Origin of the sequence: Protofrankia sp. Cas3 (assembly GCF_963555955.1) — a bacterium.
In the GTDB taxonomy this organism is placed as follows: domain Bacteria; phylum Actinomycetota; class Actinomycetes; order Frankiales; family Frankiaceae; genus Protofrankia.
In genome coordinates this window covers 1,418-24,673 of sequence record NZ_CAUVXP010000043.1, presented here as the reverse complement: position 1 = coordinate 24,673, position 23,256 = coordinate 1,418, and the positions used below count along the sequence as shown (strand labels likewise).

The 23,256-nt window shown below is 68.8% G+C and carries 16 protein-coding genes, 1 tRNA gene and 2 pseudogenes; 14 read left to right on the top strand and 5 right to left on the bottom strand.

The features are described from left to right. The first annotated feature begins 41 nt into the window (after positions 1 to 41). From U9983_RS10700 to U9983_RS10685, 4 genes are read left to right on the top strand one after another with little or no spacing between them, the layout of a single operon-like run. Complete coding sequence (locus tag U9983_RS10700) at positions 42 to 1,709, top strand: TIGR02677 family protein (RefSeq protein ID WP_322753858.1); 1,668 nt, start codon at positions 42 to 44, stop codon at positions 1,707 to 1,709. Positions 1,710 to 1,762: 53 nt separating this feature from the next. Next, positions 1,763 to 3,091 (top strand): TIGR02678 family protein, encoded by a 1,329-nt coding sequence (locus U9983_RS10695; RefSeq protein WP_416211340.1) that lies wholly within the window; start codon positions 1,763 to 1,765, stop codon positions 3,089 to 3,091. Between the two features lie 44 nt (positions 3,092 to 3,135). Next, complete coding sequence (locus U9983_RS10690; protein ID WP_416211339.1) at positions 3,136 to 7,308, top strand: TIGR02680 family protein; 4,173 nt, start codon at positions 3,136 to 3,138, stop codon at positions 7,306 to 7,308. An 8-nt stretch (positions 7,309 to 7,316) separates the two neighbouring features. Next, on the top strand, positions 7,317 to 8,597 hold the full coding sequence (locus U9983_RS10685; RefSeq protein WP_322753855.1) for a TIGR02679 family protein: 1,281 nt from the start codon (positions 7,317 to 7,319) through the stop codon (positions 8,595 to 8,597). A gap of 161 nt (positions 8,598 to 8,758) precedes the next feature. Here the strand turns inward: U9983_RS10685 and U9983_RS10680 are convergent. After that, positions 8,759 to 8,977 (bottom strand): annotated as a pseudogene (locus tag U9983_RS10680) (IS5/IS1182 family transposase); the annotation flags it as partial. A 175-nt stretch (positions 8,978 to 9,152) separates the two neighbouring features. On the opposite strand from U9983_RS10680, the gene U9983_RS10675 reads away from it, so the two are divergent. From U9983_RS10675 to U9983_RS10665, 3 genes are read left to right on the top strand one after another with little or no spacing between them, the layout of a single operon-like run. Next, the gene (locus U9983_RS10675) at positions 9,153 to 10,082 is read left to right on the top strand and encodes a zinc permease (protein ID WP_322753854.1); all 930 of its coding nucleotides are present in this window, start codon (positions 9,153 to 9,155) and stop codon (positions 10,080 to 10,082) included. Positions 10,083 to 10,103: 21 nt separating this feature from the next. Continuing rightward, on the top strand, positions 10,104 to 11,558 hold the full coding sequence (locus U9983_RS10670) for a 3' terminal RNA ribose 2'-O-methyltransferase Hen1 (protein WP_322753853.1): 1,455 nt from the start codon (positions 10,104 to 10,106) through the stop codon (positions 11,556 to 11,558). Then, positions 11,555 to 14,089, top strand: coding sequence for a polynucleotide kinase-phosphatase (locus U9983_RS10665; RefSeq protein ID WP_322753852.1), 2,535 nt, complete (start codon positions 11,555 to 11,557; stop codon positions 14,087 to 14,089). Before U9983_RS10670 ends, U9983_RS10665 begins: the two co-directional genes overlap by 4 nt. 204 nt (positions 14,090 to 14,293) lie before the next feature. Here the strand turns inward: U9983_RS10665 and U9983_RS10660 are convergent, their stop codons facing one another. After that, a complete protein-coding gene (locus U9983_RS10660; protein ID WP_322753851.1) occupies positions 14,294 to 14,830 on the bottom strand; it encodes a glutathione peroxidase in 537 nt (178 codons plus the stop codon). 109 nt (positions 14,831 to 14,939) lie between these two features. On the opposite strand from U9983_RS10660, the gene U9983_RS10655 reads away from it, so the two are divergent. After that, positions 14,940 to 15,539, top strand: a complete 600-nt coding sequence (locus U9983_RS10655) for a TetR-like C-terminal domain-containing protein (RefSeq protein ID WP_322753850.1) — start codon at positions 14,940 to 14,942, stop codon at positions 15,537 to 15,539. Positions 15,540 to 15,648: 109 nt separating this feature from the next. Here the strand turns inward: U9983_RS10655 and U9983_RS10650 are convergent, their stop codons facing one another. Beyond that, a complete protein-coding gene (locus U9983_RS10650) occupies positions 15,649 to 16,224 on the bottom strand; it encodes a YceI family protein (RefSeq protein WP_322753849.1) in 576 nt (191 codons plus the stop codon). A gap of 174 nt (positions 16,225 to 16,398) precedes the next feature. Between U9983_RS10650 and U9983_RS10645 the strand changes: the two genes are divergently transcribed. From U9983_RS10645 to U9983_RS10620, 6 genes and pseudogenes are all read left to right on the top strand, one after another. Next, positions 16,399 to 16,668, top strand: a complete 270-nt coding sequence (locus U9983_RS10645; protein ID WP_322753848.1) for a hypothetical protein — start codon at positions 16,399 to 16,401, stop codon at positions 16,666 to 16,668. A gap of 21 nt (positions 16,669 to 16,689) precedes the next feature. Next, a pseudogene (locus U9983_RS10640) lies at positions 16,690 to 17,059 on the top strand (methionine adenosyltransferase domain-containing protein); the annotation flags it as partial. A 117-nt stretch (positions 17,060 to 17,176) separates the two neighbouring features. Further along, positions 17,177 to 18,673, top strand: coding sequence for an adenosylhomocysteinase (gene ahcY / locus U9983_RS10635; protein WP_322753847.1), 1,497 nt, complete (start codon positions 17,177 to 17,179; stop codon positions 18,671 to 18,673). A gap of 61 nt (positions 18,674 to 18,734) precedes the next feature. Further along, entirely contained in the window at positions 18,735 to 19,730 is a 996-nt protein-coding gene (locus tag U9983_RS10630) for a carbohydrate kinase family protein (protein WP_322753846.1), read from the top strand. Between the two features lie 310 nt (positions 19,731 to 20,040). Further along, positions 20,041 to 20,556: a carboxymuconolactone decarboxylase family protein gene (locus tag U9983_RS27825; protein ID WP_416211337.1), complete on the top strand. Its 516-nt coding sequence runs from the start codon at positions 20,041 to 20,043 to the stop codon at positions 20,554 to 20,556. Positions 20,557 to 20,864: 308 nt separating this feature from the next. Further along, positions 20,865 to 20,948: transfer RNA gene (locus U9983_RS10620), tRNA-Leu, on the top strand. On the opposite strand, the gene U9983_RS10615 is transcribed toward U9983_RS10620, so the two are convergent. Beyond that, positions 20,914 to 22,590, bottom strand: coding sequence for a recombinase family protein (locus tag U9983_RS10615; RefSeq protein WP_322753844.1), 1,677 nt, complete (start codon positions 22,588 to 22,590; stop codon positions 20,914 to 20,916). The two genes, U9983_RS10620 and U9983_RS10615, sit on opposite strands and share 35 nt — an antisense overlap. Before the next feature lie 449 nt (positions 22,591 to 23,039). Next, a partial coding sequence (locus tag U9983_RS10610) for a hypothetical protein (RefSeq protein ID WP_322753843.1) occupies positions 23,040 to 23,256 on the bottom strand: 217 nt, incomplete at its 5' end.

The following is a 23,256-nucleotide window of genomic DNA, read 5'->3' as shown; positions in this document are numbered from 1 at the left end:
CGCGTTCTGCGAGCATTGGCTGGTTGGCGATACTGGTCCGTGTGACGACCCGCAAGCCGACCGGCGAGATCACCGTCGGCGCAGACGTTGCGTCCAGGCAACCGTTCGCCCACCTGAGCGCGCCGAACGCGTCCTTTTATCGGGATGTGTTGATGACGTTCGCGCGGGCGAGAGACCGGTTCATCGTGCACATGCGTCCCGAGGACGTGAGCGCGGATCTGGGCCGGCCGGGGGATGGCGAGCCGGTGGTTGCGGCGTTGGAGAAGCTGGTCGACTGGGGAAACCTGCGGTCCGATCCGGATACCGGCCGGGTGACCAGTGTGGAGGACTTCCATCGGGCCAGGTATCTGTACCAGCTGACCACCGCCGGGCAGGCGGCCGAGGAGGCGATCGCCGTCTACGAGGAGGCGATCGGACGCAGGGGTGTCCTCCAGTCGGTGGCGCTGGAGGATATTGCCGCGCAGCTGCGCGCACTGGCCGAGTTGGTCACGGCAGACGAGGCTCGGCTTGACCCGGCGAAGGTGCATCTGTTGTTGCTGGCGTTGGCCGAGCGCTTCACCGGGCTCGCCGACAATGCACAGGCATTCATGGCGTCGCTGCGTCGGGTGATTGATTTTGCCGATGGTGACGTGGTCGCGTTCGTCGCCTATAAACAGCGTCTCATCGACTATATCAACAGGTTCATCGCAGATCTGGCCAACCGGGGCGCGGAGATCGCCACCCTGCTCGGCCAGATCGAGGCGGCCGGTGTGGACCGGCTGCTGACGATCGCCGCCCGGCGGGAGGCCGCCGACGCCGTCCCGGGTCTGCCGGCCGGCAGCGAGGCTGGCACCGACATCGTGGCTACTTCGGCCGGGGCGGATACCTCCGCCGCAGCGGACACAGCGGCCGCGTACGACACCGCGATCAGGATGGCCGTCGATGCCTGGCGCAACCGGTGGCGCGGCCTGCGGGACTGGTTCCTGTCCGCCGACTCGCGCCATCCGTCGCAGGCCCGGTTGCTGCGCGGTGCAGCCATCACCGCGATCACCCAGCTTATCGACACCGTGGCTGCGCTCAACGAGCGCCGGTCCGGGCGGTCGGACCGATCGGCGGACTTCCGGGCACTGGCCCGCTGGTTCGCGCAGGCACCGGACGACGCCGGCGCCCACCGGCTGTGGCGGGCCGCGTTCGGCCTGACCCCGGCCCGGCATCTGACGGTCACCCAGGAGACGGTGGCGGCGTGGCAGGAGCACGAGCCGGCGCCGAGCACGCCGTGGCGCCAAGCGCCGCCCGTGCGCATCAGCCCGCAGTTGCGCAAGACCGGTTCCTATGAGCGGCGCGGCCAGCCCAACCGGGTCGCTGACCGCGCTGAGCAGCGCCGGTTCCTCGCCGAGCAGGCCGCGCAGGAAGCCGAACAGGTCGCGGCGGCCCGCGAACGCCTCGCCACCGTGCGACCGGTCCTGCTCTCCGAGCTCGGCGTACTCGACCGCCAGGCGTTCCGGCTGTTCCTCGGCGTGCTGTCAGACGCACTCTCGGCGCGGTTGCCGGGCGACTCAGAGGTGAACACCACCACCAGTGACGGCACCATGGAGATACGGTTGTCCCTTGTTCCCGACGGCGGTGTCGTGCGGATCGAGACCGCCGACGGTGTGCTGCACGGTCCGCAACATTTCGTTGAGATCATTGATCTGACCGCGGTGCGGCGCCGGGTAGAGGTGGCGGTGTGAGAGTGGACGCCTTCGCCGATGAGGGCACAGCGCAGCGACGCAAGGCGCTGCGCATGTTGCTGGCCAAGCCGCTGCTCACCGCGGGCGCGGACGACGACGCGCTGCGGTTGATCCGCCAGCATGCGTCCGAGCTGCGCGAATGGCTCGCCGCCGAGACCGGCTGGCGACTGGTTGTGGACGCCGAGTCGGCGCGGCTGTTCAAGACGGCACCGGCTGCCCACCGCCCGGATCCGGCGGGACAATGGGCGCAGCCTCCCGCCGGCGGAGGGCGACCGGCTGGCCACCGCCCGGATCCGGCGGGACAATGGGCGCAGCCTCCCGCCGGCGGAGGGCGACCGGCCGGCCTGGACGGCACGCATCCGGCCAGGGACGGTCGCGGCAGGGCGCCATTCGGACGGCGCCGCTACGTGCTGCTCTGCCTCGCGCTGTCGGTGCTGGAGACGGCTGACGCGCAGATCACCCTTGGTCGGCTCGCGGAGGGGATCATCGTCGCGGCCAGTGAACCGGAGCTGGCGGACGCCGGCATCGCGTTCACCCTCAGCCGCCGGGACGAACGCTCCGACCTGGTCGCGGTGGTCCGGCTGCTGCTCACCCTCGGGGTGCTGGAACGGGTCGCCGGCGACGAGGACGCCTACCTGACCGCTACCGGCGACGTGCTCTACGACGTGCGTCGCCGGATTCTGGCGGCGATGCTCACCGGCGCCCGGGGCCCGTCCACGATCGACGCCACCGACTTCGAACGGCGGTTGGCCGAGCTGACCTATGAGCCGGTCGCCGACACCGACGATCTGCGTAATCGGGCGCTGCGCCACCGGCTGACCCGCCGGTTGCTGGATGATCCGGTCGTCTACTACGACGAACTCGCCGAGGACGAGCGCGTCTATCTGGTGAGCCAACGCCATGCGATCACGCGGCGGATCGAGGAGGCCACCGGCCTGATTGCCGAGATGCGCGCCGAGGGCATCGCGATGGTCGACCCCGATGACGAGCTGACAGACGTGCGCATGCCCGAACAGCGCACCGACGGCCACGTGACGCTGCTGGTCGCCGAATACCTGGCGGCCCGGGTGGAGCGCGCCGAGCCCGTACCGGTCGCCCGACTGCGCGCGCACGTCCGGAAGATGGCGGTCGAGCATGCCGCCTACTGGCGCCGCGGCGTCACCGAGCCCGGGGCCGACGGCGAACTGCTCGCCGTGGCGCTGGACAAGCTGCGTGCACTGCGGCTGGTCGCCGACGTGCCCGGCGAGCCACCCATGGTGATCGCCCGGCCGGCGATCGCGCGGTACGCGGTCGAGGCGCCGACGATCCGCACCGGCCCGAGCTCCCGCGCCGGTCGGACCGTCCGCACCACCGCGTCAACGGGCGGGCGGCGACACCCGTGACGGCCGTGCTGTCGACACCGACACCGACACCGACACCGCTGCCGATGCCGCGTCGGGAGCGCTGGCAACCGCTGCGTGCCGGTCTGGTGGACCTGTTCTACTACGACGTCGAGGAGTTCCACTTCCACGACGGCCGGTTGCTCCTGCGCGGCAACAACGGCACCGGCAAGTCGAAGGTGCTCGCGTTGACCCTGCCGTTCCTGCTCGACGGTGAGCTGGCCGCGCACCGGGTCGAACCCGACGGCGACCGCAACAAGCGGATGGAGTGGAACCTGCTGCTCGGCGGCAGGCATCCGCATCCCGAGCGGTTGGGTTACACCTGGCTGGAGTTCGGCCGGCTGCGCGCGGATGGCGTGGCCGAATACCGCACGATCGGTGCCGGCCTCAAGGCGGTGGCCGGGCGTGGCATCGCGCGGCACTGGTTTTTCGTCACCGGGCAGCGGATCGGCCCGGAACTGTCACTGATCGGCCCGACCCGGGTGGCGCTGACCCGGGACAAACTCAAAGACGCCGTCGACGGGTCCGGCATGGTGTACGACACGGCGTCGGACTACCGCCGGGCCGTGGATGAGGCGCTGTTCGGGCTCGGTGGGCACCGGTACCAGGCGCTGGTCAATCTGTTGATCCAGCTGCGGCAGCCGCAGTTGTCCAAGAAGCCCGATGAGAAGCTGCTCTCCCGCGCGCTCACCGAGGCGTTGCCGCCGCTGGACCCCGTGTTGGTGACCACCGTGGCCGAGGCTTTCCGCGGGCTGGACGAGGAACGCGAGGCGCTGCGCGGTCTCGCCGAGGCCAAGACCGCGGCGGACGCCTTTCTGACCCACTATCGCCGCTATGCCGCCGTCGCAGCCAAGCGCCGCGCCGCGCCGCCGCGACAGGCCAACAGCCGTTACGAGCAGCTCGGCCGGGAACTGGGTGAGGCCGACGCGGCGCACCGCGGCGCGACGCAGGCGCTTGCCGCCACGCACCAACGGCTGGAAGAGCTGGCCGACGCCAGGGCCGCGTTGACGGCGCGGCGCACCGCCTTGCAGGACAGCCCGGAGATGCGTGACGCCGAGGCGTTGCGGACCGCGGGCGAGGATGCCGACCGCCTCGGCCGGTTCGCGGCGGAGCGGAGGATCGAGAGCGCCGCCGCCGACGACATCGTCCGGCAGCGGGAAACCCAGCTCGTCGCCGCCCGGCGGACCGCCGAGGCGGATGCGGCGGCCTGCCAGGCCGTGCGGACCACCGCAGCCCGCGCCGCCGAGGCCGCCGGGGTCACCGACCGGCACGCCGCGGTCCTGGCCGACCTCGACAGGGATCAGCCGCCGTACCCGATCGCCACCCGGGCGGGTGCCGCGCTGATCGAACGGCAGGCCGGCGCCGTGGCCCGCCTGAACACACTGCTGGCGGCGGCGGCGACCGCCGAGGCGGCGCTGCGCGCGGCCCGCGACGAACTGGAACGGATCATCGGTGAGCAGCAGGCCGCCGCGGAGCGGATCGCCGCGGCCGAGGACCTCACCGTGGCGCACAGCGCCGAGCTTCTCGCCGCGTGCGCACGCTACCTGGCCGGCACGGCGTACCTGCGGGTGGCCGACGCCGACGGGCTGCTCGCCGTCATGGAAGCATGGGTGGAAACCCTCGACGGCCCCAACCCGGTGACAGCGGCCGTCGACGAGGCGGCCCGGGCCGCCACCGCCGAACTCGCTCGCCGCCAAGCCGACATCGATGCCGAGCGCGCGGGCGCCGACCGGGAGCGCGAACAGCTCGAGGCCGAGATCGCACGGCTGGAAGCCGGCGGCCACGACGCGCCGCCGATTCCCTACACCCGCGACAGCCAGACCCGCGACGGCCGGGCCGGCGCCGCGCTGTGGAAGGTTGTCGACTTCGCCGCCGACGTGCCCGACGAGCATCGGGCCGGCATCGAGGCGGCGTTGGAGGCGGCCGGGATCCTTGACGCGTGGCTCGCCCCGGACGGTCGCCTACACGACACCGTGACCGACGACGTCCTGCTCGCCCCGGGTCGGCCGGCGCCGGCCGGCGGGCTCACCGCCATGCTCGCCCCGGCGATCGACCGCGCCGATGCCGGCGCGGCCATGCTCACCGACACCGCGGTCAGCGCCCTGCTGGCGACGATCGGTCTGGGTGGCGGCGCCAGGACATCGGGTGATGGATCCGGAGCGTCGGGTGAGGACTCCGGGACTCTGGCTGACGGTGGCGGAACGTGGGTAGCCGTCGACGGCCGGTTCGGCAACGGGGTGTTGACCGGCTCCTGGCACAAGGACGCCGCCGGCTACATCGGGGAGGGTGCCCGCGAGGCGGCCAGGCGCGTCCGCCTGGAGCAGCTGCGGACGGAGCTGGCCCGGATCGAGCAACGGCTGCGCGAGCTCGCGGCGACCGCGGCCGAACTGAGTGGGCGTCAGCGTTCCCTGGCCGCCGAGCACCAGGCGCAGCCGGCCGACCGGGAGCTGCGCGAGGCTCACGTCAAACTCGCCGGCGAGCACGAGGTCAGGCGACGTGTCGACGCGCGGCACGCCGAGGCGGTCACGATCGTGGCCGGCCGGGAGGCCCAGGCGCACACGGCGCGGGCCGCCGCCGGCGAGTTCGCCGCCGATGTCGGCCTGCCCGCAGACGCCGTCGCGCTTGACGCCGTCCGGGCGGCGGTGGGCGACTACCGGGTGGCCCTGGCCGGGCTGTGGCCGGCGGCGCAGGCGTTGGACCGGGCGCGCCGCGCCGCCGCCGATGCCGAACGGGAGGTCGATCTTGCGGTGGAACGCCGCGAACGGGCCGGGGCGGCGGCGACCCTGGCGCGCGCCCAGGCCGACGTCGCGGCCGAACGTCACCGGGTCCTGGTCGAGACGGCGGGCGCCGGCGTCGAGGAGCTGTACCGCACGCTCGCCGCGGTCGCCGCCGAACTGGTCCGGTGCGACGAGGACGAGAAGGCGGCCCGCGTCGCGGAAGGTGCGGCACGAGATGCGCGCGGCAAGGCCGAGGGCCGGCGTGAAACCCTCCAGGGATCGATCGCCACCGCCGCCGCTGAACGTGACCATGCAGTTGAGGAGCTGCGAGCCTTCGCCGCCACCGGCCTGCTGGCCATCGCCGTGCCCGAACTGGAGACCCCGGACCCGAGCGAGCCGTGGGCGCCGACACCGGCCGTCATGCTCGCGCGTGCCGTCAACGCCGCACTGGACGGGGTCGACGACGCCGACCGTCGCTGGGAGCTGGTGCAACAGCGGGTCTCGACCGAACACAAGGTGCTCACCGACGCGTTGTCCCGCCACGGCCATTCGGTTGGGATGACCGTACGCGACGGCATCATCGTGGTGGACGTGCTGTTCCAGGGCCGCAAGCAGGACATTCCGACCCTGGTGGCCGCGCTGGAGACCGAGACCGAGCAGCGGGCGACGCTGCTGTCCGCGAAGGAACGCGAGATCCTGGAGAACCACCTCGTCAACGAGGTGGCGGGCACCCTCCAGGAACTGATCACCGGCGCGGAGGAGCAGGTCAAGGCCATCAACGGGGATCTGGCGGAGCGGCCCACATCGACCGGGATGCGGCTGCGGCTGCAGTGGCGGGCCGCCCGCGGGGCACCCGTCGGGCTGGACCGGGTGCGTGACCGGCTGCTGCGCCAGACCGCCGACGCCTGGAGCGCGGCGGACCGGGCAGCGGTGGGAGCCTTCCTCCAGGAGGAGATCAACCGGGAGCATGCCGCGGACACATCCGGCGGCTGGGCCGAACAGTTGACCCGCGCGCTGGACTACCGGACGTGGCACGAGTTCGCCATCCAGCGCTATCAGGACGGCCAGTGGCGGGCGGCCACCGGGCCGGCCTCCGGTGGCGAGCGGGTGCTGGCCGCGTCGGTGCCCCTGTTCGCCGCCGCGTCGTCGTTCTACACCTCTTCGGGTAACCCGAATGCCCCGCGCCTGGTCGCACTGGACGAGGCGTTCGCCGGGGTGGACGATGACTCGCGCGCCAAGTGCCTCGGGCTGCTCGCCGCGTTCGACCTGGATGTGGTGATGACCAGCGAACGGGAGTGGGGCTGCTACCCGCAGGTCCCGGGTCTGGCGATCGCGCAGCTCGCCCGTAGGGACGGCATCGACGCCGTGCTCGTCACGCCGTGGCGCTGGGACGGGAGTGAGCGGGTGCGGGTCGAACGCCCGGTGCCCTACCTTCCCGAACCGACGCCGACGCCGACGCCGGCCACCGGCCCAGCCGACAGCACTGGCCTACTGTTCGAGTGAGTAGTCGAGTGAGTGGTCGGTTGGGTGAGATGGGTGGAGATCGACCCGAGGACGTCGGGCGCCTGCAACGGCTGCTCGGTGGCGAGCACACCGCGTGGTTGCTGGACCGGGCGCGGCACAGGATGGAGCACGGCAGGCCGCTGACCGGTTCGGTCACCCTCACCAACGCCAGCGGAGACCAGCGGCGGGCGGTCGAACGGCTGCTGGGCCGGCGGGCCGGGACGGGCGTGTCACTGACGGTGTCGCTGGACGAGGTCGACACGGTGCTGCGCACCAGCGGCGCCGCGCCGGACGGCCTGGGCGGCGCCGTGCGGCTCCTGCTCGGTGAGGTCGGCGACCGGGTGGCGCTGGCCGCGGCGGACGCGGCGGCGTGGGCGGACGCGCATGCGCCACTGGACGCACTCGTGGTGCGGCGCCCCGAGCTCGCCACCTGGCGGTCGTGGCTGGACGCCACCGGTATGCTGCGCCGGCTGGCCACGAGCCCCGACGCGGCGGCGGCGCTCGTCGCCGATCTGCTGCGGGTGCTCGAGGCGTTGCCCTCGGCCGGCGTGGCACTGGGCCGGCTGGCCGCGGCGAGCACGGGGGACGCGCACGCGCTGGACGACGCCCGGCCGCTGGCGACGCTGTCACTCGCCGCGGCCCGGGTGCTGCGGGGCGCACCGCCGGTCGGTGACGGCTCGGCCGCCGAGCGCCGTGCCACCTGGGCCGCGGTCGGTGTCCACCGCGACGAGCTGTCGTCGGTGGTGCTCTGCCTCGGCCTACCGGGCGGCGTGACCACCACGACCGGTCGCATCCTCGCGGTGGCCCGCGACGCGGGGGAGCCGTGTGTGCTGACCCTGCGTCAGCTCGGCCGGGACCAGGTGGACCTCGGCGTCGGCGACGGGCTGGTGTGGATGTGCGAGAACCCGATCGTGCTCGCCAGCGCCGCCGACGAGCTGGCGGACCGGTGCCCACCGTTGGTGTGCGTGAACGGGCAGCCGTCGGTCGCGGTGGTCCGCCTGCTCGACCTGCTCGCGGCCGGGGGCGCTCGGTTCGCCTACCACGGTGACTTCGACTGGGGCGGTATCCGGATCGGCAACGGGCTGCGCGAGCGCATCCCGTGGCGGCCGTGGCGCTTTGACGCGCGGGCCTACCAGGCTGCGCTGGCCAGCGTCACCGGTGGCGAGCTGGCCGGTCGCCCGGTCGAGGCGAGTTGGGACGCCGACCTGAGCCCGACCATGGAAGGCCACGGCATCCGGGTGGATGAGGAACTCGTGCTGGCCGACCTGATCGGCGACCTGACCGCCTGACCGCCTGACCGCCGGGGACGCCCGCACGCATCTCGACCCCACTCCTTGATCCACTTCTTGATCCATTCCCCTCTTGTCGCACGCCCTGTGGGAACGATGTGAATCTGGTGTTGTGGCAGGAGCATCAGATACACATCGTTAAGAGCGCCCGGCAACAGGCGTCACGTGAGACGCCGGGTGGTGGGCCGACCCTCCCAGCGGTAGGCGATCCGGGCCTTCTGGATCAGACAACGGACAGTGACGAACGCGGCGGCCAGGTACAGGTACAGGTAGAAGTCGACGATCGTGCCGTTCTTCTCTGTGCAGCGACGCAACGTGCCGTAGCCGTTCATCCACGCATGGGCACGTTCGCACACCCAGCGTGTGCCGACCGGGAGCGGAGGTCGAGAACTCCATGCTTGACCAGGGCCGTGCCTGCATCCACTCGGCCCCTCATCGACGTCCCGGTACCGCGCCTATTGCCGGGTGCTCTGGGGCTTTTACCGGGAAAAACTTGCTTCGGCGCCAAACTTAGGGCAGCCTCACCTAATCGATTTTTCGTTGGAGGAGGACCTCGTGAGCCTGGCCCGCACGCTGCTGCTCGGCGCGATCGCCGGAGTGACGATTTTGCTCGGCCTGCCGGTGGGGCGGCTGCGACGGCCCGCGCCCACCCTGCGCGCGCTGCTGAACGCCGGCGCCATCGGCGTGTTGCTGTTCCTGGTCTGGGACGTGCTGTCCGCGGCGTGGGAACCCATCGACGAGGCGCTGACCGAGGTACACGCCGAGCATCACGGCCTTGGCCGGGCCATCGGTTACGGACTGCTGTTCACCGCCGGGATCACGGTCGGTCTGCTGTCGCTCGTGGCCTATGAGCGGTGGATGGGCCGCGCCGTCGGTCAGGGGAGCGCCGCAGCTCACGGCCGCGTTGCAGGCCAGGGAGGCGTTGCAGGCCAGGGAAGCGGTATCGGCCCGGGCACGATGGCCGCGGGGGAGCTGCCCGCCCACCGGCGGATCGACCTGGCAGCCTGGTCGCCCGCGCGACGGTTGGCACTGTTGATCGCGGTCGGGATCGGTCTGCACAACTTCGCCGAGGGTCTGGCCATCGGCCAGTCCGCCGCCGCCGGGGAGGTCGCGCTGGCGACGCTGCTGGTCATCGGCTTCGGCCTGCACAACGCCACCGAAGGTTTCGGGATCGTCGCGCCGCTGGCCGGTGACACCGACAGCGACGGCACCCCCATCCGGCCCGGGTGGGGGTTTCTGTTGGCCATGGGCTTCATCGGTGGTGCCCCGACCTTCATCGGCACCGCTGTCGGGCACAGCTTCACCAGCAAGCCGGTCAGCGTGGCCTTTCTGACCCTGGCGGCCGGGTCGATTCTCTACGTCGTCATCCAACTGATCACCGTGGCGGCGAAGAACCGCCGTCCCGACCTGCTCGCCTACGGCCTCCTGTTCGGCCTCATGGCGGGCTTCGCCACCGACGGCATCCTGGTGGCCGCCGGCTCCTGATCAGCTGGCAGGATCACAGGGGTGCTGTTGACGTTGACGACCACCCACCAGCCGGCAACCGATCTCGGCTTTCTCCTGGTGAAGCATCCAGATCGCGTGCACCGGTTCGATCTGCCGTACGGGACGGCGACGGTCGTGTTCCCGGTGGCGTCGCCGCAGCGGTGTACGGCGGCGTTGGTCCTGGAGGTCGATTCCCAACGGCTGGAACGCGGCCGCGGAGCCGGGCAGCTGAACCGGTATGTCAATGATCGTCCGTACGCGGCGAGCAGTCTGTTGTCAGCGGCGCTGAACCGGGTGTTCCGCACTGCCGCGCGGGGTGAGTCCAAGGATCGCCCGGAGCTGGCCGCGACGGCGATCCCGCTGGAGGTCGGTGTGCCGGCGCTGCGCTGCGAGGGTGGCGTGGCGCTGGCTGCGGCGCTGTTCACGCCGTTGGGTTGGGATGTGATCGGCACGCCGGTGCCGTTGGATCCGGCGTTCCCGCAGTGGGGTGAGAGCCGGTACGTCGATCTGACGCTGTCCGGGACGCTGCGCCTGGCGGATGCGTTGAACCATCTCTATGTGCTGCTGCCGGTGCTTGATGACGCCAAGCATTACTGGGTGGCCCCTGATGAGATCGACACGCTCCTGGCCAAGGGCGACGGCTGGCTGGCGGGACATCCCGAGCGTGGGCTGATCACCAGTCGGTTTCTGGCGCACAGCCGCGTCCTGGCCGGTCAGGCCGAGTCCCGCCTGTCCGAGCTGCTGTCCGACTCCGTTGCGGACTCCGTTGCGGACTCCGTTGCGGACTCTGTGGCGGAGCGCGCCGCGGAGGGCGAGGCTGACACCACCGACGAGGATGCGGAGCTGCCGGCGGAGGTCCAGCGCGTGCCGCTGAACGCCCAGCGCCGCGAAGCGGTGCTGACGGTGCTCGCGCAGACGGGCGCGGCACGGGTGCTGGATCTGGGCTGCGGCGCAGGCGCCCTGCTCGGCGACCTGGTGAAAGACCCGCGTTACACCGAGATCGTCGGTGCGGACGTGTCGATTCGGGCGTTGGCGCTGGCGGAGCGCCGGCTGCGGCTGGACGGGTTGCCCGATCGGGCGCGGCAGCGGATCAGACTGATCCAGTCCGCACTGACCTATGTGGACGAGCGGCTGCGGGGCTTTGACGCGGCGGTGCTGATGGAGGTCATCGAGCATGTGGACGAGCCGCGCCTGCCCGCGTTGTGCCAGGTGGTGTTCGGGCACGCCAACCCGGCCACTGTGATCGTGACGACGCCGAACGCGGAGTACAACGTCCGCTATGAGACGCTGGCTGCGGACACCCACCGGCACAGCGATCATCGCTTCGAGTGGACCCGGGCCCAGTTCGCCGCGTGGGCGTCCTCGGTCGCCGCTCGATTCGGCTACACGGTATCCCTGCGCGGCGTGGGCGACGACGACCCGGAGCTGGGAACGCCGACCCAGCTGGCCCTGTTCACCAAGGACGTGGCGAAGTGACTGTTATCGACATTCCCGAGCTGGCGCTGGTCGTGCTGGTCGGCATCTCCGGGTCGGGTAAGTCGACGTTCGCCCGACGCCATTTCGCCGCCTCGCAGATACTGTCCAGTGACACGTTCAGGGCGATGGTCGCCGACGACGAAAACGACCAGTCCGCATCCGGCGACGCGTTCGACGTGCTGCACTATGTTGCCGCCAAGCGGCTGCGTGCCGGACGTCTCAGCGTCGTGGACGCCACCAATGTGCAGGCGCATGCCCGGGCCGGGTTAATCACGGTCGCCCGGGAACACGATGTGCTGCCGGTGGCGATTGTCCTCGACATCCCGGAATCGGTGTGCTGGGAACGCACCCGGGCCCGTCCGGACCGGGATTTCGGCCGGGATGTGCTCAAGCGCCAGCATCGGGACCTGAGAAGATCCTTGGGTCAGTTGCGGCGGGAGGGCTTCCGGAAAATCCACATTCTCGACGACACCGAGGACGTGGAAATCCGCTACGAGAAGCTGTTCAACGACCGCAGCGAGCTGACCGGCCCGTTCGACGTCATCGGTGACGTGCACGGCTGCCGGGATGAGCTCGAAGCGCTCCTGATCAGGCTGGGCTGGGTTTTCACCTCGGATGGCCCGAGCCCGGTGCATCCGGACGGGCGCATGGCGCTGTTCGTGGGCGACCTGGTCGACCGGGGCCCGGACTCACCCGGGGTGCTGCGGCTGGTCATGGACATGATCAGCAGAGGTGTGGCGCTGTGCGTCGCCGGTAATCACGAGGCGAAGCTGCTCAGGTACCTGGCGGGCCGCAAGGTGACTGTCAGCCACGGCCTGGCCGAGACCATCGCTCAGCTGGAGCAGGACCCGATTGACGGGCTTGCGCGTTTTCTCGACGGGTTGATCTCCCATTATGTGCTCGACGGCGGTAATCTCGTCGTCGCGCACGCCGGGTTGAAGGCGGAATACCACGGTCGCGCCTCCGGCCGGGTGCGTTCGTTTGCGATGTACGGCGACACCACCGGCGAGACCGACGAGTACGGGTTGCCGGTGCGCTATCCCTGGGCGAACGACTACCGCGGCAAGGCAATGGTCGTCTACGGGCACACCCCGACGGTGACCCTGGAATGGGTGAACAACACCATCTGCCTGGATACCGGGGCCGTGTTCGGCGGCCGGTTGACCGCCCTGCGCTACCCCGAGCGTGAGCTCGTCTCGATTCCGGCGCTACGCCAGTACTACCAGCCGGCACGCCCGCTGACGCCATCCGGGCCGATGACGCCCGGTGCTGTGAATGCCACGGGCGCTGTGAATGCCGTGCACGCCGGGAACGCCGTGAATCTGGCTGACGTGACCGGCCGCCGACATGTGACCACCGACCACGGCACCATCACGATTCCGGCCGAACACGCTGCCGCCGCGCTGGAGGTGATGAGCCGATTCGCGGTGGACCCGCGTTGGCTGCTGTGGTTGCCGCCGACGATGGCGCCGTCATCGACATCCACCGTGGACGGTTGGCTTGAGCATCCGGTTGAGGCGATCGACGATCTGCGGCGGACCGGAACAGCGAAGGTCGTGTGCGAGGAGAAGCACATGGGTTCCCGCGCCGTGGTCCTGGTGTGCCGCGACCAGGCCGCCGCGGCGAAGCGGTTCGTCGACGACGGGGCCACCGGGGTGGTGTACACCCGCACCGGTCGGTCCTTTTTCGACCCGGGACGTACCGAGGAGCTGTTGGGCACGGTTCGTACGGCGATCACCGAGGCCGGGCTGTGGGACGAGTTCGACAGCGACTGGCTGCTGCTGGACTGCGAGTTGCTGCCGTGGTCGGCCAAGGCCGAAAGCCTCATCCGGGCGTACGCGGGCGTGGGTGCCGCGGGCAGGGCAGCCCTGCCGGCGGCCGTGTCCGTCCTGGAGCAGGCAGCCGCCCGTGGCCTGGACGTGACCGCATTGCGCCAGCGGGTGAGTTCGGACCTGACGGCGCTGCACGCGTACACCGCCGCCTACCGGCCCTATGTTTCCCAGGCGCCCGTAACGCTGGCACCGTTCGCGGTGCTCGCGGCGCAAGGAGCCGCCTTCACCGATCGCGATCACGAATGGCAGCTGTCGATCGCCGACCGGCTGGTCGCCGTTGATCCCACCACCTTCACCCCGACTCGCCGCCTCGTTCTCGACCTGGCCTGCGAGGACGCGACGGCGCGGGCAACGCAATGGTGGCTGGAGCTCACCGCGGCCGGCGCGGAGGGCATGGTCGTCAAGCCCCACGACGGTCTCGCCGCCCGTCACGGCAAGGGCCTGGTCCAGCCGGGAATCAAATGCCGGGGACGGGAGTACCTCCGCATCATCTACGGACCGTCCTACACCGAGCCGGCTCAGCTTGCCTCGCTGCGCGAGCGCAGGCTGGGCCGCAAACGCAGCCTCGCCCTGCGCGAGCACACCCTCGGGCTCGCGGCGCTGGCGACGGTGGCGGGCAACGGCCCGTTCCACCGGGTGCACGAGCTGGTGTTCGCGATCCTGGCCTGCGAATCCGAACCGGTGGATCCACGGCTGTGACACCGCGTAACCACCGTGGTCGGTTGTCAGCGCGACCCCCACGTCGCCCCTGGCCATGGCGATCCAGCCTGGCGTAGGTCGAAAAGGCTGCTGTAGCGACCGTTCCTACCTATGGGGTCGGATGACCTATGAGTACCTATGAGTGCCGATGCGAGGTACAGGTCCAGGCCCCACCCCAGGGATCAGCCGGCAGGCCTGGAACCGTCAGGCCAGAACTTTTTCCAGATCGTCCTGGATCTCCTGGGGGGTGATGGTGGGCTCGTAGCGGCGGATCACTGTTCCGTCGCGGTCGGCGAGGAACTTTGTGAAGTTCCACTTGATTTCGTCGGTGCCGATTGTCTCCGGTCGGGTGGCCTTGATGTGGTCGTAGATGCGCCCGGCCGAGGGGCCGAAGTCACCGGGTGCCTGGGCTCGCAGGTAGACGAAGAGGGGGTCGGCGCCCGGGCCGTTGACCTCGATTTTCTGGAAGATCGGAAAGGTGACGTTGAACTGGGTCGAGCAGAATTCCTGGATCTCGGCGTCGGTGCCAGGTTCCTGACCGCCGAACTGGTTGCAGGGAAAACCGATGATCTCCAGGCCGCGGTCGCGGGTGTCGCGGTACAGCGCTTCCAGCCCCTCGTACTGGGGGGTCAGGCCGCACTTACTGGCGACGTTGACGATCAGAACTGCGCGACCGGCGTAGTCGCTGAGTGAACGTGGTGCACCATCGCCGGTCGTGACGGTGAAATCGTGAATGGTCATCGGTGTTTCCTCCATGGTCCGCTCCCTCGACATTTATGCGACCGTGACAGTGACGTTAATCCGTGCCAGCGAATTATGCAACTGCAGGAGTGACCTATATGCTGGGGTGATGGCGGCAGTCGGGTCTCGACCGCGGGGCCGCCCCCGCGACGGCTCGGTGGACGCGCGAGTGTTGGCTGCGGCCGTCCAGGAGCTGGCCGACCGGGGGATTGCCGAGTTCTCCGTCACGGCGGTGGCAGCGCGGGCCAAGGCAGCCAAGCGAAGCATCTACGCTCGCTGGCCGGCGCGGGAGGACCTCATCCTGGCCGGGATGTCCACGCTGGCGGCAGGTCTGACCCCGCCGCGCACCGGAACGATCGTCGAGGATCTGGAGACCCTCCTGGCTGGGCTCGCCGCGGTCTTCGTCGAACCCCGACGCAGCATCCTGCAACGCTGTGTCATGGAGATCGAACAGTTCCCCGAGCTCTACCAGGCGTTCAAACGGGACTCGATCGACCGGTGCCTGGCTGCGATCGAGGATGCTCTGCGCGACGCCGCCACGCGCGGAGAGATCCGCTGCGACGTCAACGCCTCGACGGTCGCCGACGCTCTCATCGGTATCGCGGTACTACGCGCGTCGTTCTCCCTCGACCCGGTGCTACCGGTGTCCATGCGCGAAGAGATCGTGCGCCTTCTCCTCGACGGTCTGCGTCCACGCCACAACGGTTGAGGATGGTCACCACCGTTCGGCGCCCAGGCGACCACCTGTGGGTTGTCGTCGTCTTGCGGGAGGCCGCCTGGATCACCGCATGCATCGACCAGGATCCATCAGGCAGGCCCTAGTGGTCGGCCTTACGGAAGTGGGCGTTCACCACGATCCGGTTGCTCATCGAGGCCATCTTCATCGGACTCCATCCCATCCCGAAGTGGGACCGGTCGACCTCCAGTTCCGTCTCGATGGTCACGGCGTCGGCGGTCGCATCGGTAACCGTTGCGGTGAACGGCAGGGGGTGACGCTGCCCGCGGACCGTGAGCACACCCAGGACCTCGACCCGGTTCCCGTCGAGCGGCGAGATGCGGTCCACCGAGTAGGTGATCGTGGAGTACTGCGCGACGTCGAAGAAGTCCTTCGAGCGGAGATGGATGTCACGTTTTTTGTTTTTTGTGTCGAGGGATGCCGCTTGGATGGTGATCTCTCCGGTGACTGCGCCGCTGGGGCTGACCGAGCCCGTGGCGCTCACGGCGGTGAACTGACCGTGTATCTTCGCCATCCCCCACATGCTGGCGGAGTGGAACTCCACCCGGCTTACGGCCGGGTCCAGCGTCCAGGTGCCGGCTGCCGAACCGCCGGCCACGAAGGCAGCGACCGGCTGGCCGCTGGCCGGTGCGGGGGTGGGTCGTTTTGCTGTAGCCACTGTTCGTCCTCCTGAAATTGTGATCTTCATGCGGGCAGGTACCGCAACCGCACAGGGTTGGCTCTGTTTACTTTGGAAACACGAACACTTCGGATGTACGAAGAGATTACGGCGGGATACATGAAGCGTCAAGCACGGTCGCGGTGACAGCACGAGTGCACGGTGCCGGAGGGGATGCTCCTGCTCCCGCTCCCGAGGGTCATGCATGGCCTGCGTCGGCGTTCTGACAGCACGTCGACGAGCGCCGAGTGCATGCTCGGTCCCCGGCACGCCTCGACGCTCTCGCTCCTGCAGGAGGATCCGCTGACCGTCGGGTGCCTCGCCGGGCGGCTCGGTCGCACGCTGGCCACCGCGAGCGGGATCGCCGCCGAACTGGAGCGGGCCAGCTTCGTCAAGGCGATGGACCTGCTCGAGGCAGAGCTGGCGACTACCTCGAAGGAGTGAGAGCGCCCGGCCAGTGTGCGGTGTACCCTGGCTGGCCGCGCACCCGGTGGCGGTCGAGTTTCGGCTTCCCTCGGCGGGTTCGCCCGGCACGGCGGTCGTGCATTCTCGGGTAAGGATCCGTCTAAGGTGGACCGGTCCCGCGGCGTATGCGGCACGCTACGTGGCGAAGAACGTCGTGGCCGCCGGGCTCGCGGCACGTGCGGAGGTACAGGTTGCGGACGCGATCGGGGTGGTGCGCCCGGTTCCCGTGCTCGTCGAGACCTTCGGTACCGAGCGGGTGGCCCGCAGGCTCATCGAAAAGCTGGTGGCCGAGCACTTCGGCCGCACCGACGTCGACCTACCGTGGGAGCGCACCGACCGGGCGGCCGCGCTGCGCGACGCCGCCGGCCTGACCACCACCGACAGCACGTCCACCACCGACAGCACGTCCACCACCGACAGCACGTCCACCACCGACAGCACGTCCACCACCGACAGCACGTCCACCATGGCCTGAGAGGGAACCTGCATGACCACCATGACGACACCGGAAATCTATCGCAGCCGCAACGGCATTTCCTTTGCCGTCGCAGACCTCGGACTCGCCGAGTTCGGGCGCAAGGAGATCCGGCTCGCCGAGCACGAGATGCCCGGCCTGATGGCGCTGCGCCGTGAATATGCCGAGGCTCGCCCACTGCACGGCGCCCGCATCGCCGGTTCGCTGCACATGACCGTGCAGACCGCCGTGCTGATCGAGACCCTGGTCGCCCTCGGCGCGCAGGTGCGCTGGGTCTCCTGCAACATCTTCTCCACCCAGGACCATGCCGCCGCCGCGGCCGTCGTCGGACCGGACGGGACGCCCCAGGAGCCGACGGGTGTGCCGGTCTTCGCATGGAAGGGCGAAACCCTCGAAGAGTACTGGTGGTGCACCGAGCAACTGTTCACCTTCACCGCCGACGACGGCGAACCGGTCGGCCCCAACATGATTCTCGACGACGGCGGGGACGCGACCCTGCTGGTCCACAAGGGAGTCGAGTTCGAGAAGGCGGGTGCGGTCCCCACGGTCGGCGACGATGATCTGACAGTGTCCGACGAGTACCGCATAATCCTCGAGACACTGCGCCGCTCGCTGGCCACCGCGCCTGGGATGTGGACAGACATCGCAGCCGGCATCCGTGGCGTCACCGAGGAGACCACGACCGGGGTCCACCGGCTCTACCAGCTCGCCGCGCGGGGGGAGTTGCTGTTCCCGGCAATCAATGTCAACGACTCGGTGACGAAGAGCAAGTTCGACAACAAGTACGGCATCAGGCACTCGCTGATCGACGGCCTCAACCGGGCTACCGACGTACTGATCGGCGGCAAGGTCGCGGTCGTCTGCGGCTACGGCGACGTCGGTAAGGGCTCGGCCGAGGCGCTCGCCGGCCAGGGTGCGCGCGTCATCATCACGGAGATCGACCCGATCTGCGCACTGCAGGCACTGCTGGAGGGCTATCAGGTCGCCCGGCTCGACGACGTCGTCGACAAGGCGGATATCGTCATCACCACCACGGGCAACAAGAGCATCGTCACCGCCGAACACATGGCGCGGATGAAGCACCAGGCGATCCTGGGCAACGTCGGTCACTTCGACAACGAGATCGACATGGACGGCCTCGCCCGCATCGCCGGCATTCGCAAGGTCACCATCAAGCCCCAGGTCGACGAGTGGGTCTTCCCGGATGGGCACACGATCATCGTGCTCTCCGAGGGCAGGCTCATGAACCTGGGCAACGCCACCGGTCACCCTTCGTTCGTGATGAGTAACAGCTTTTCCAACCAGGTGATCGCGCAGATCGAGCTGTTCACCAAGCACACCGAGTACGCAGGCGAGGTCTACCGGCTGGCGAAGCTTCTCGACGAGAAGGTCGCGATGATCCACGTGCAGGCGCTCAACGGAGACCTCACGAAGCTCACCAAGGACCAGGCGGACTATATCGGTGTCGACATCGAGGGGCCGTTCAAGCCGGAGCACTACCGCTACTAGGGCGTGTCTGATGCTCCGCGGCCAGACCACCTTCGTCTGCTGAGAAGTACAAGGGGAGTGCATGTCCGCAGGAACCATCGCTGTCACCGGCTCGATCGCCACCGACCATCTGATGCGCTTTCCCGGGAGGTTCGCCGACCAGTTTCTCGACACTCACCTCGACCGGCTGTCGCTGAGCTTCCTCGTCGACGACCTCGTTATCCGTCGCGGCGGCGTAGCCGCCAACATCGCGTTCGGCATGGGCGTCCTAGGCCAAAACCCGGTACTGGTGGGCGCGGTCGGCAAGGATTTCGATGATTATCGTGCCTGGCTGGAACGCCACCGGGTCGACTGCGCAGGACTGCTTGTCTGCAGCACCGCATACACCGCGCGTTTCACCTGCACCACCGACGACGACCAGTGCCAGCTCGCGTCGTTTTACCCAGGAGCGATGAGCGAGGCACGGAACATCTCGCTCGCACCGATTGCCGCCGACCGCGGGATCGGTCTTGTCCTGGTGGGCGCCAATGATCCGCAGGCCATGCTCAACCACACCGCCGAGGCCAGACAGCTGGGTATCGCGTTTGTCGCTGATCCGTCTCAGCAGCTTCCTCGGCTCGACCGCGACCAGTGTCGGTCCCTCGTCGACGGTGCGAAATATCTGTTCACCAACGAGTACGAATGGGAGCTGCTCATCCGCAGGACCGGGTGGAGCGAGGCGGACATCGCCGAGCGGGTGGAACTGCGGGTCACTACTTTGTCCGCCAAGGGCGCGTTGCTCGTCGGCAATGGAAAGAGCATTCACGTCGACGTCGTGCCCGCCACGGAGATTGTCGACCCCACCGGTGTCGGCGATGCGTTCCGGGCCGGCTTCCTGGCCGGGGTCGAGGGTGGACTGGCCTGGGAGCGGGCCGCCCAGCTGGGCTCTCTCATCGCGACCCTGGTCTTGGAGACCTCGGGTCCACAGGAGTGGCGGCTCGACCCCGGTACCGCCTCGGCGCGGCTGAGCAGCGCCTATGGAGGCGCCGCCGCGGCCGAGATCGAAGCAGTTCTGTCGCACGCTCTCGATCTGTCATAGCGGCCGGTGCGGGCCTGGTGAACCAGCGAGAACAGCGTGGCGAAGCAGACATGTGAGAGCTGTCGCCCGCGCGAAGGCCCGGATAGAACACCACTATCCGGGCCTTCGGCTATCCGGGCCTTCTCCGCCTTCTCCGCCTTCTCCGCCTTGCCGGCTCACCGCCTGGATCGTCGACCGTATCGCCCAGCCCGACCCTTGATCGGTCAGCGCGCGGCCTGGTCGCGGATGCGGTCGACCAGCTCGTGGAGACGGACGCCATCCTGGAACGTCGGGGCCGTAGCCGTACCATTGCTGACTACGCGGCTCTCAGCTGACCGGTTCGGAGTACGAATGGTCACATCACTGGAAGCTCGCCGCGAAGGCCGGTCTGAGTGAGGTGAAGGTCACCGGCCTCGCTCGCCGGCGCGAGAGCGATCACTTTGATGAACGTGAGCGGGCGGCGCTGTTGTGCGTTGAACGTCTCCATGACCTCGCCCTCGATGATGGCGCGTTCGAACAGCTGCGTGCGCAGTTCGACGAGCACGAGGTTATCGAGCTCGTCGCCCTGTGCGGTTTCTACGAAGCGGAAAATCCCGGACGATTCGCCACCCCTTCGTGTCTGGACCCCCCGGGGCTTGAAAGGTCTCCATGTGACTGGCCGGTGGAGACCAGTCACATGGACGGCGCGATTCAACAGCTGTGCGTCGGCATCCTAGGCGCGAGTGGTAGGCCACAGGTCGTCTGCGCGGCCGCAGCGCGGTACGCAGGCATGTGGTCATCACGCTGCCGGAGTTCGGCGACACGCTGTCGCGGGCGGACAGTATCGATCGTGAGGCCGCCGCGGTGACCAGCCGTTCGACCTCGCGCACCGACAGTGTCATGAGACGACTCACACGTAGGTCCGATTCGTGCCCTCTGCAACGGACGCCGCGACCTGCAACGGACACCGCGACGGAGCATCCCGTGGACGCTGTGGGGACGGCACAGTCGGCCTGTCTCCGTCCGTTGGAAGATGATCGAAGTTGCCCGCCGATTGGAGCGACTCCGGCGATCTTCAAGATCATGTATCGCCTGTCGATGAGGTGAGATCCCTGCGCCAACAGGGGCGCCAGCCGTGTAGAGTCTGTTCCGTTGCAGGTCCGGCAGGGCATGCATGTCCGGGTGGCGGAATGGCAGACGCGCTAGCTTGAGGTGCTAGTGCCCTCTAAGGGCGTGGGGGTTCAAGTCCCCCCTCGGACACAGACACTACGCACACCGATGATCTCGGTGATGCTTCGGCCATGACCGTCTCTGTTTCGTGGTCGTAGGTCAACTTCAGGCCGAGCTCGCGGTAGACCTCGGCCTTGTCGGCGGGGTCGGCGTCGCGGAGGATCGCGAGGAGCCCGCCGAGGCCGTCGACAAGATCTTTGATTTGCTGTCGGGTGAGCCTGGGCCGTGGTGGTTCGGCTTGGCCTCGGCGGTCGAGGGCGGCGATGGCGGTGGCACGTTCGGCCTGCACCTCGGCGATCCAGCCGGTGACGATGACCGGGTCGGCGCCGGCTTCCAGTGCGGCCCGGTGGCGGGCGAGTTTGCGGTCGCTGTCGGCAATGGCCTGCCGTAGGGGGTCGGCGGTGTGGGGTTTGTCGGGTTGGGTGTCTTCGAGGGCGGTCATGGTCGCTTCGATGTGGCTTGGGGCGAAAGCGGTCGCGAGCCAGGTGTCGAGAGCGGGGGTGACGGCGTCTTCGCGGAGGTAGACGGCGAGGGGATGGTCGATGTGGTTGGCTGCGGCGTATTCCTGGGGGTAGCGGCAGCGGTAGTGGGCATGGCCGTGGTTCCAGTTGCCCTGCATCCGCCGGCCGCACTGTTCGTGGAACAGCAGGCTGCGTAGTAGGTAGGGATGCTGGGTGCGGGGGCCGAGCCGCTGGGAGGTGGGGCCGCGGCTGGCCATGCGTCGTTGGGTGGTGAGGAACGTCGATTCGTCGACGATCGCTGGGTGGGCGGGGCGGTCGGACCAGATCCATTTGTCGGTGGTGTTCCACCGTAGTTTGGTGGTGTGGCCGAGGGCGACGTCGTCGACGTCGAGGAGGACTTCGTCCTTGCGTTGGCGGTTCCAGACTTGCCGGCCGGTGTAGCGGGGGTTGCGCAGGATCGTCTGGACAGCGCTTTTGGACCAGGCGACGCCGCTGCGATGGGGGTTGCGGGTCCGGTCGTAGGCCGAGGGGGACAGGATCGTCTCATCGGTCAGCGTCTGGGCGATCAGGAACAGGCCCATCCCGCCGAGGAACAGGGTGAAGATCCGTTCGACGACGGGTGCGGTCACCGGGTCGGGTTCCAGGATGTGGAGGCGTCGGCCGTCGGCGGCTTTGGCGGGGTTGGGGTGGGGGCCGGCGTCGGCGAGGCGGTAGCCGTAGGGGGGCCGGCCGCCGAGGTAGCGGCCTTCGACTTTGGCTTGGGTTTCCATCGCGGACCGCACCCGGATTTTGATTCGGTTCCGTTCGCCTTTGGACATCCCTCCGAACACGGACATGATCAGGTCGTGGGCTTCGTTGTTCGGATCGATCGGGCCGCCGACCTCGGGTACCCACAGCGGCACGTCGTAGTGCACGAACAGCGGGAAGACCAGGCCGAACTGGTTGCCGTAGAACGCCCGCTGCGGTTCGCCGAGCACGACCGCGTCGAAGCCCCGGTCGGGATCTTTCAGCGCGGTCAGGAGTGCGTTGGCTTGTGGGCGACGCTGCCAGGGCACTGATCGCGACTGCCCGATGTCGAAGAATTCGGCGACGATTTCACCGCGTGTCGGTTCGATGAGGGTCCGGGCGCGGGTGATCTGCCAGCCGCGTGAGGACTCCGGGTCCTGCTGGTCCTCGGTCGACACTCGACCGGAGAAGGCGAACCGGATCATGGGGCCATCCTTCGGGAATGGGAGAGCGGACGCGCGGGCACTCACTACGAATCTGTCTGTGGGAGGTGCCCGGCGGGTTGGGGCCCGTCGTCGAGGCGACCGGCGCCCTGTGCTTTCACGAGAATACGCAGCAGTGCGCGGGCAACGCCAGGGGTCAGGACCGGCGGTTTCTCCGGCCCGATGACATGGACGGTCTCGCCGAGAGCGTCAGCACTGCTGGGCGACGGGCCAGTAGGTGATCCACCGTCCCCAGCGGTCGGTACTTCCGTGAGCGCTTTTTCGTCGTGCGGAGGATTGGTTCCGCGACCGGCGTCACCGGTGATCTTGTCCGGTAACCGTCCGCTATCACTGACGGTCGAGCGCTCCATGTATTGAGAATGATGTGCACTGTTTGGTGAGGCAATTATAGGTGGGTTGGGTGGTGATGTGTTCTGCGATACCGGCGGTGACTACAGGATGTTTTCTTCTCCTCTCTGGTGCCGCCGCTTCTCGCGGAATCCGACCAGGCGAATCGGAAGTACGAATATCTCACACTTGTATTTCACGCTGTGTGTTGGGGTGGCGCTCGAACCTATGGCCAGCGGATTATGAGAGTCACTTCTGTCGCGTAGCGATTTGCTGTTAAGCGGCGTGTCGTGTTGTTTCGGCCGGCCAGTACAGCTTTGT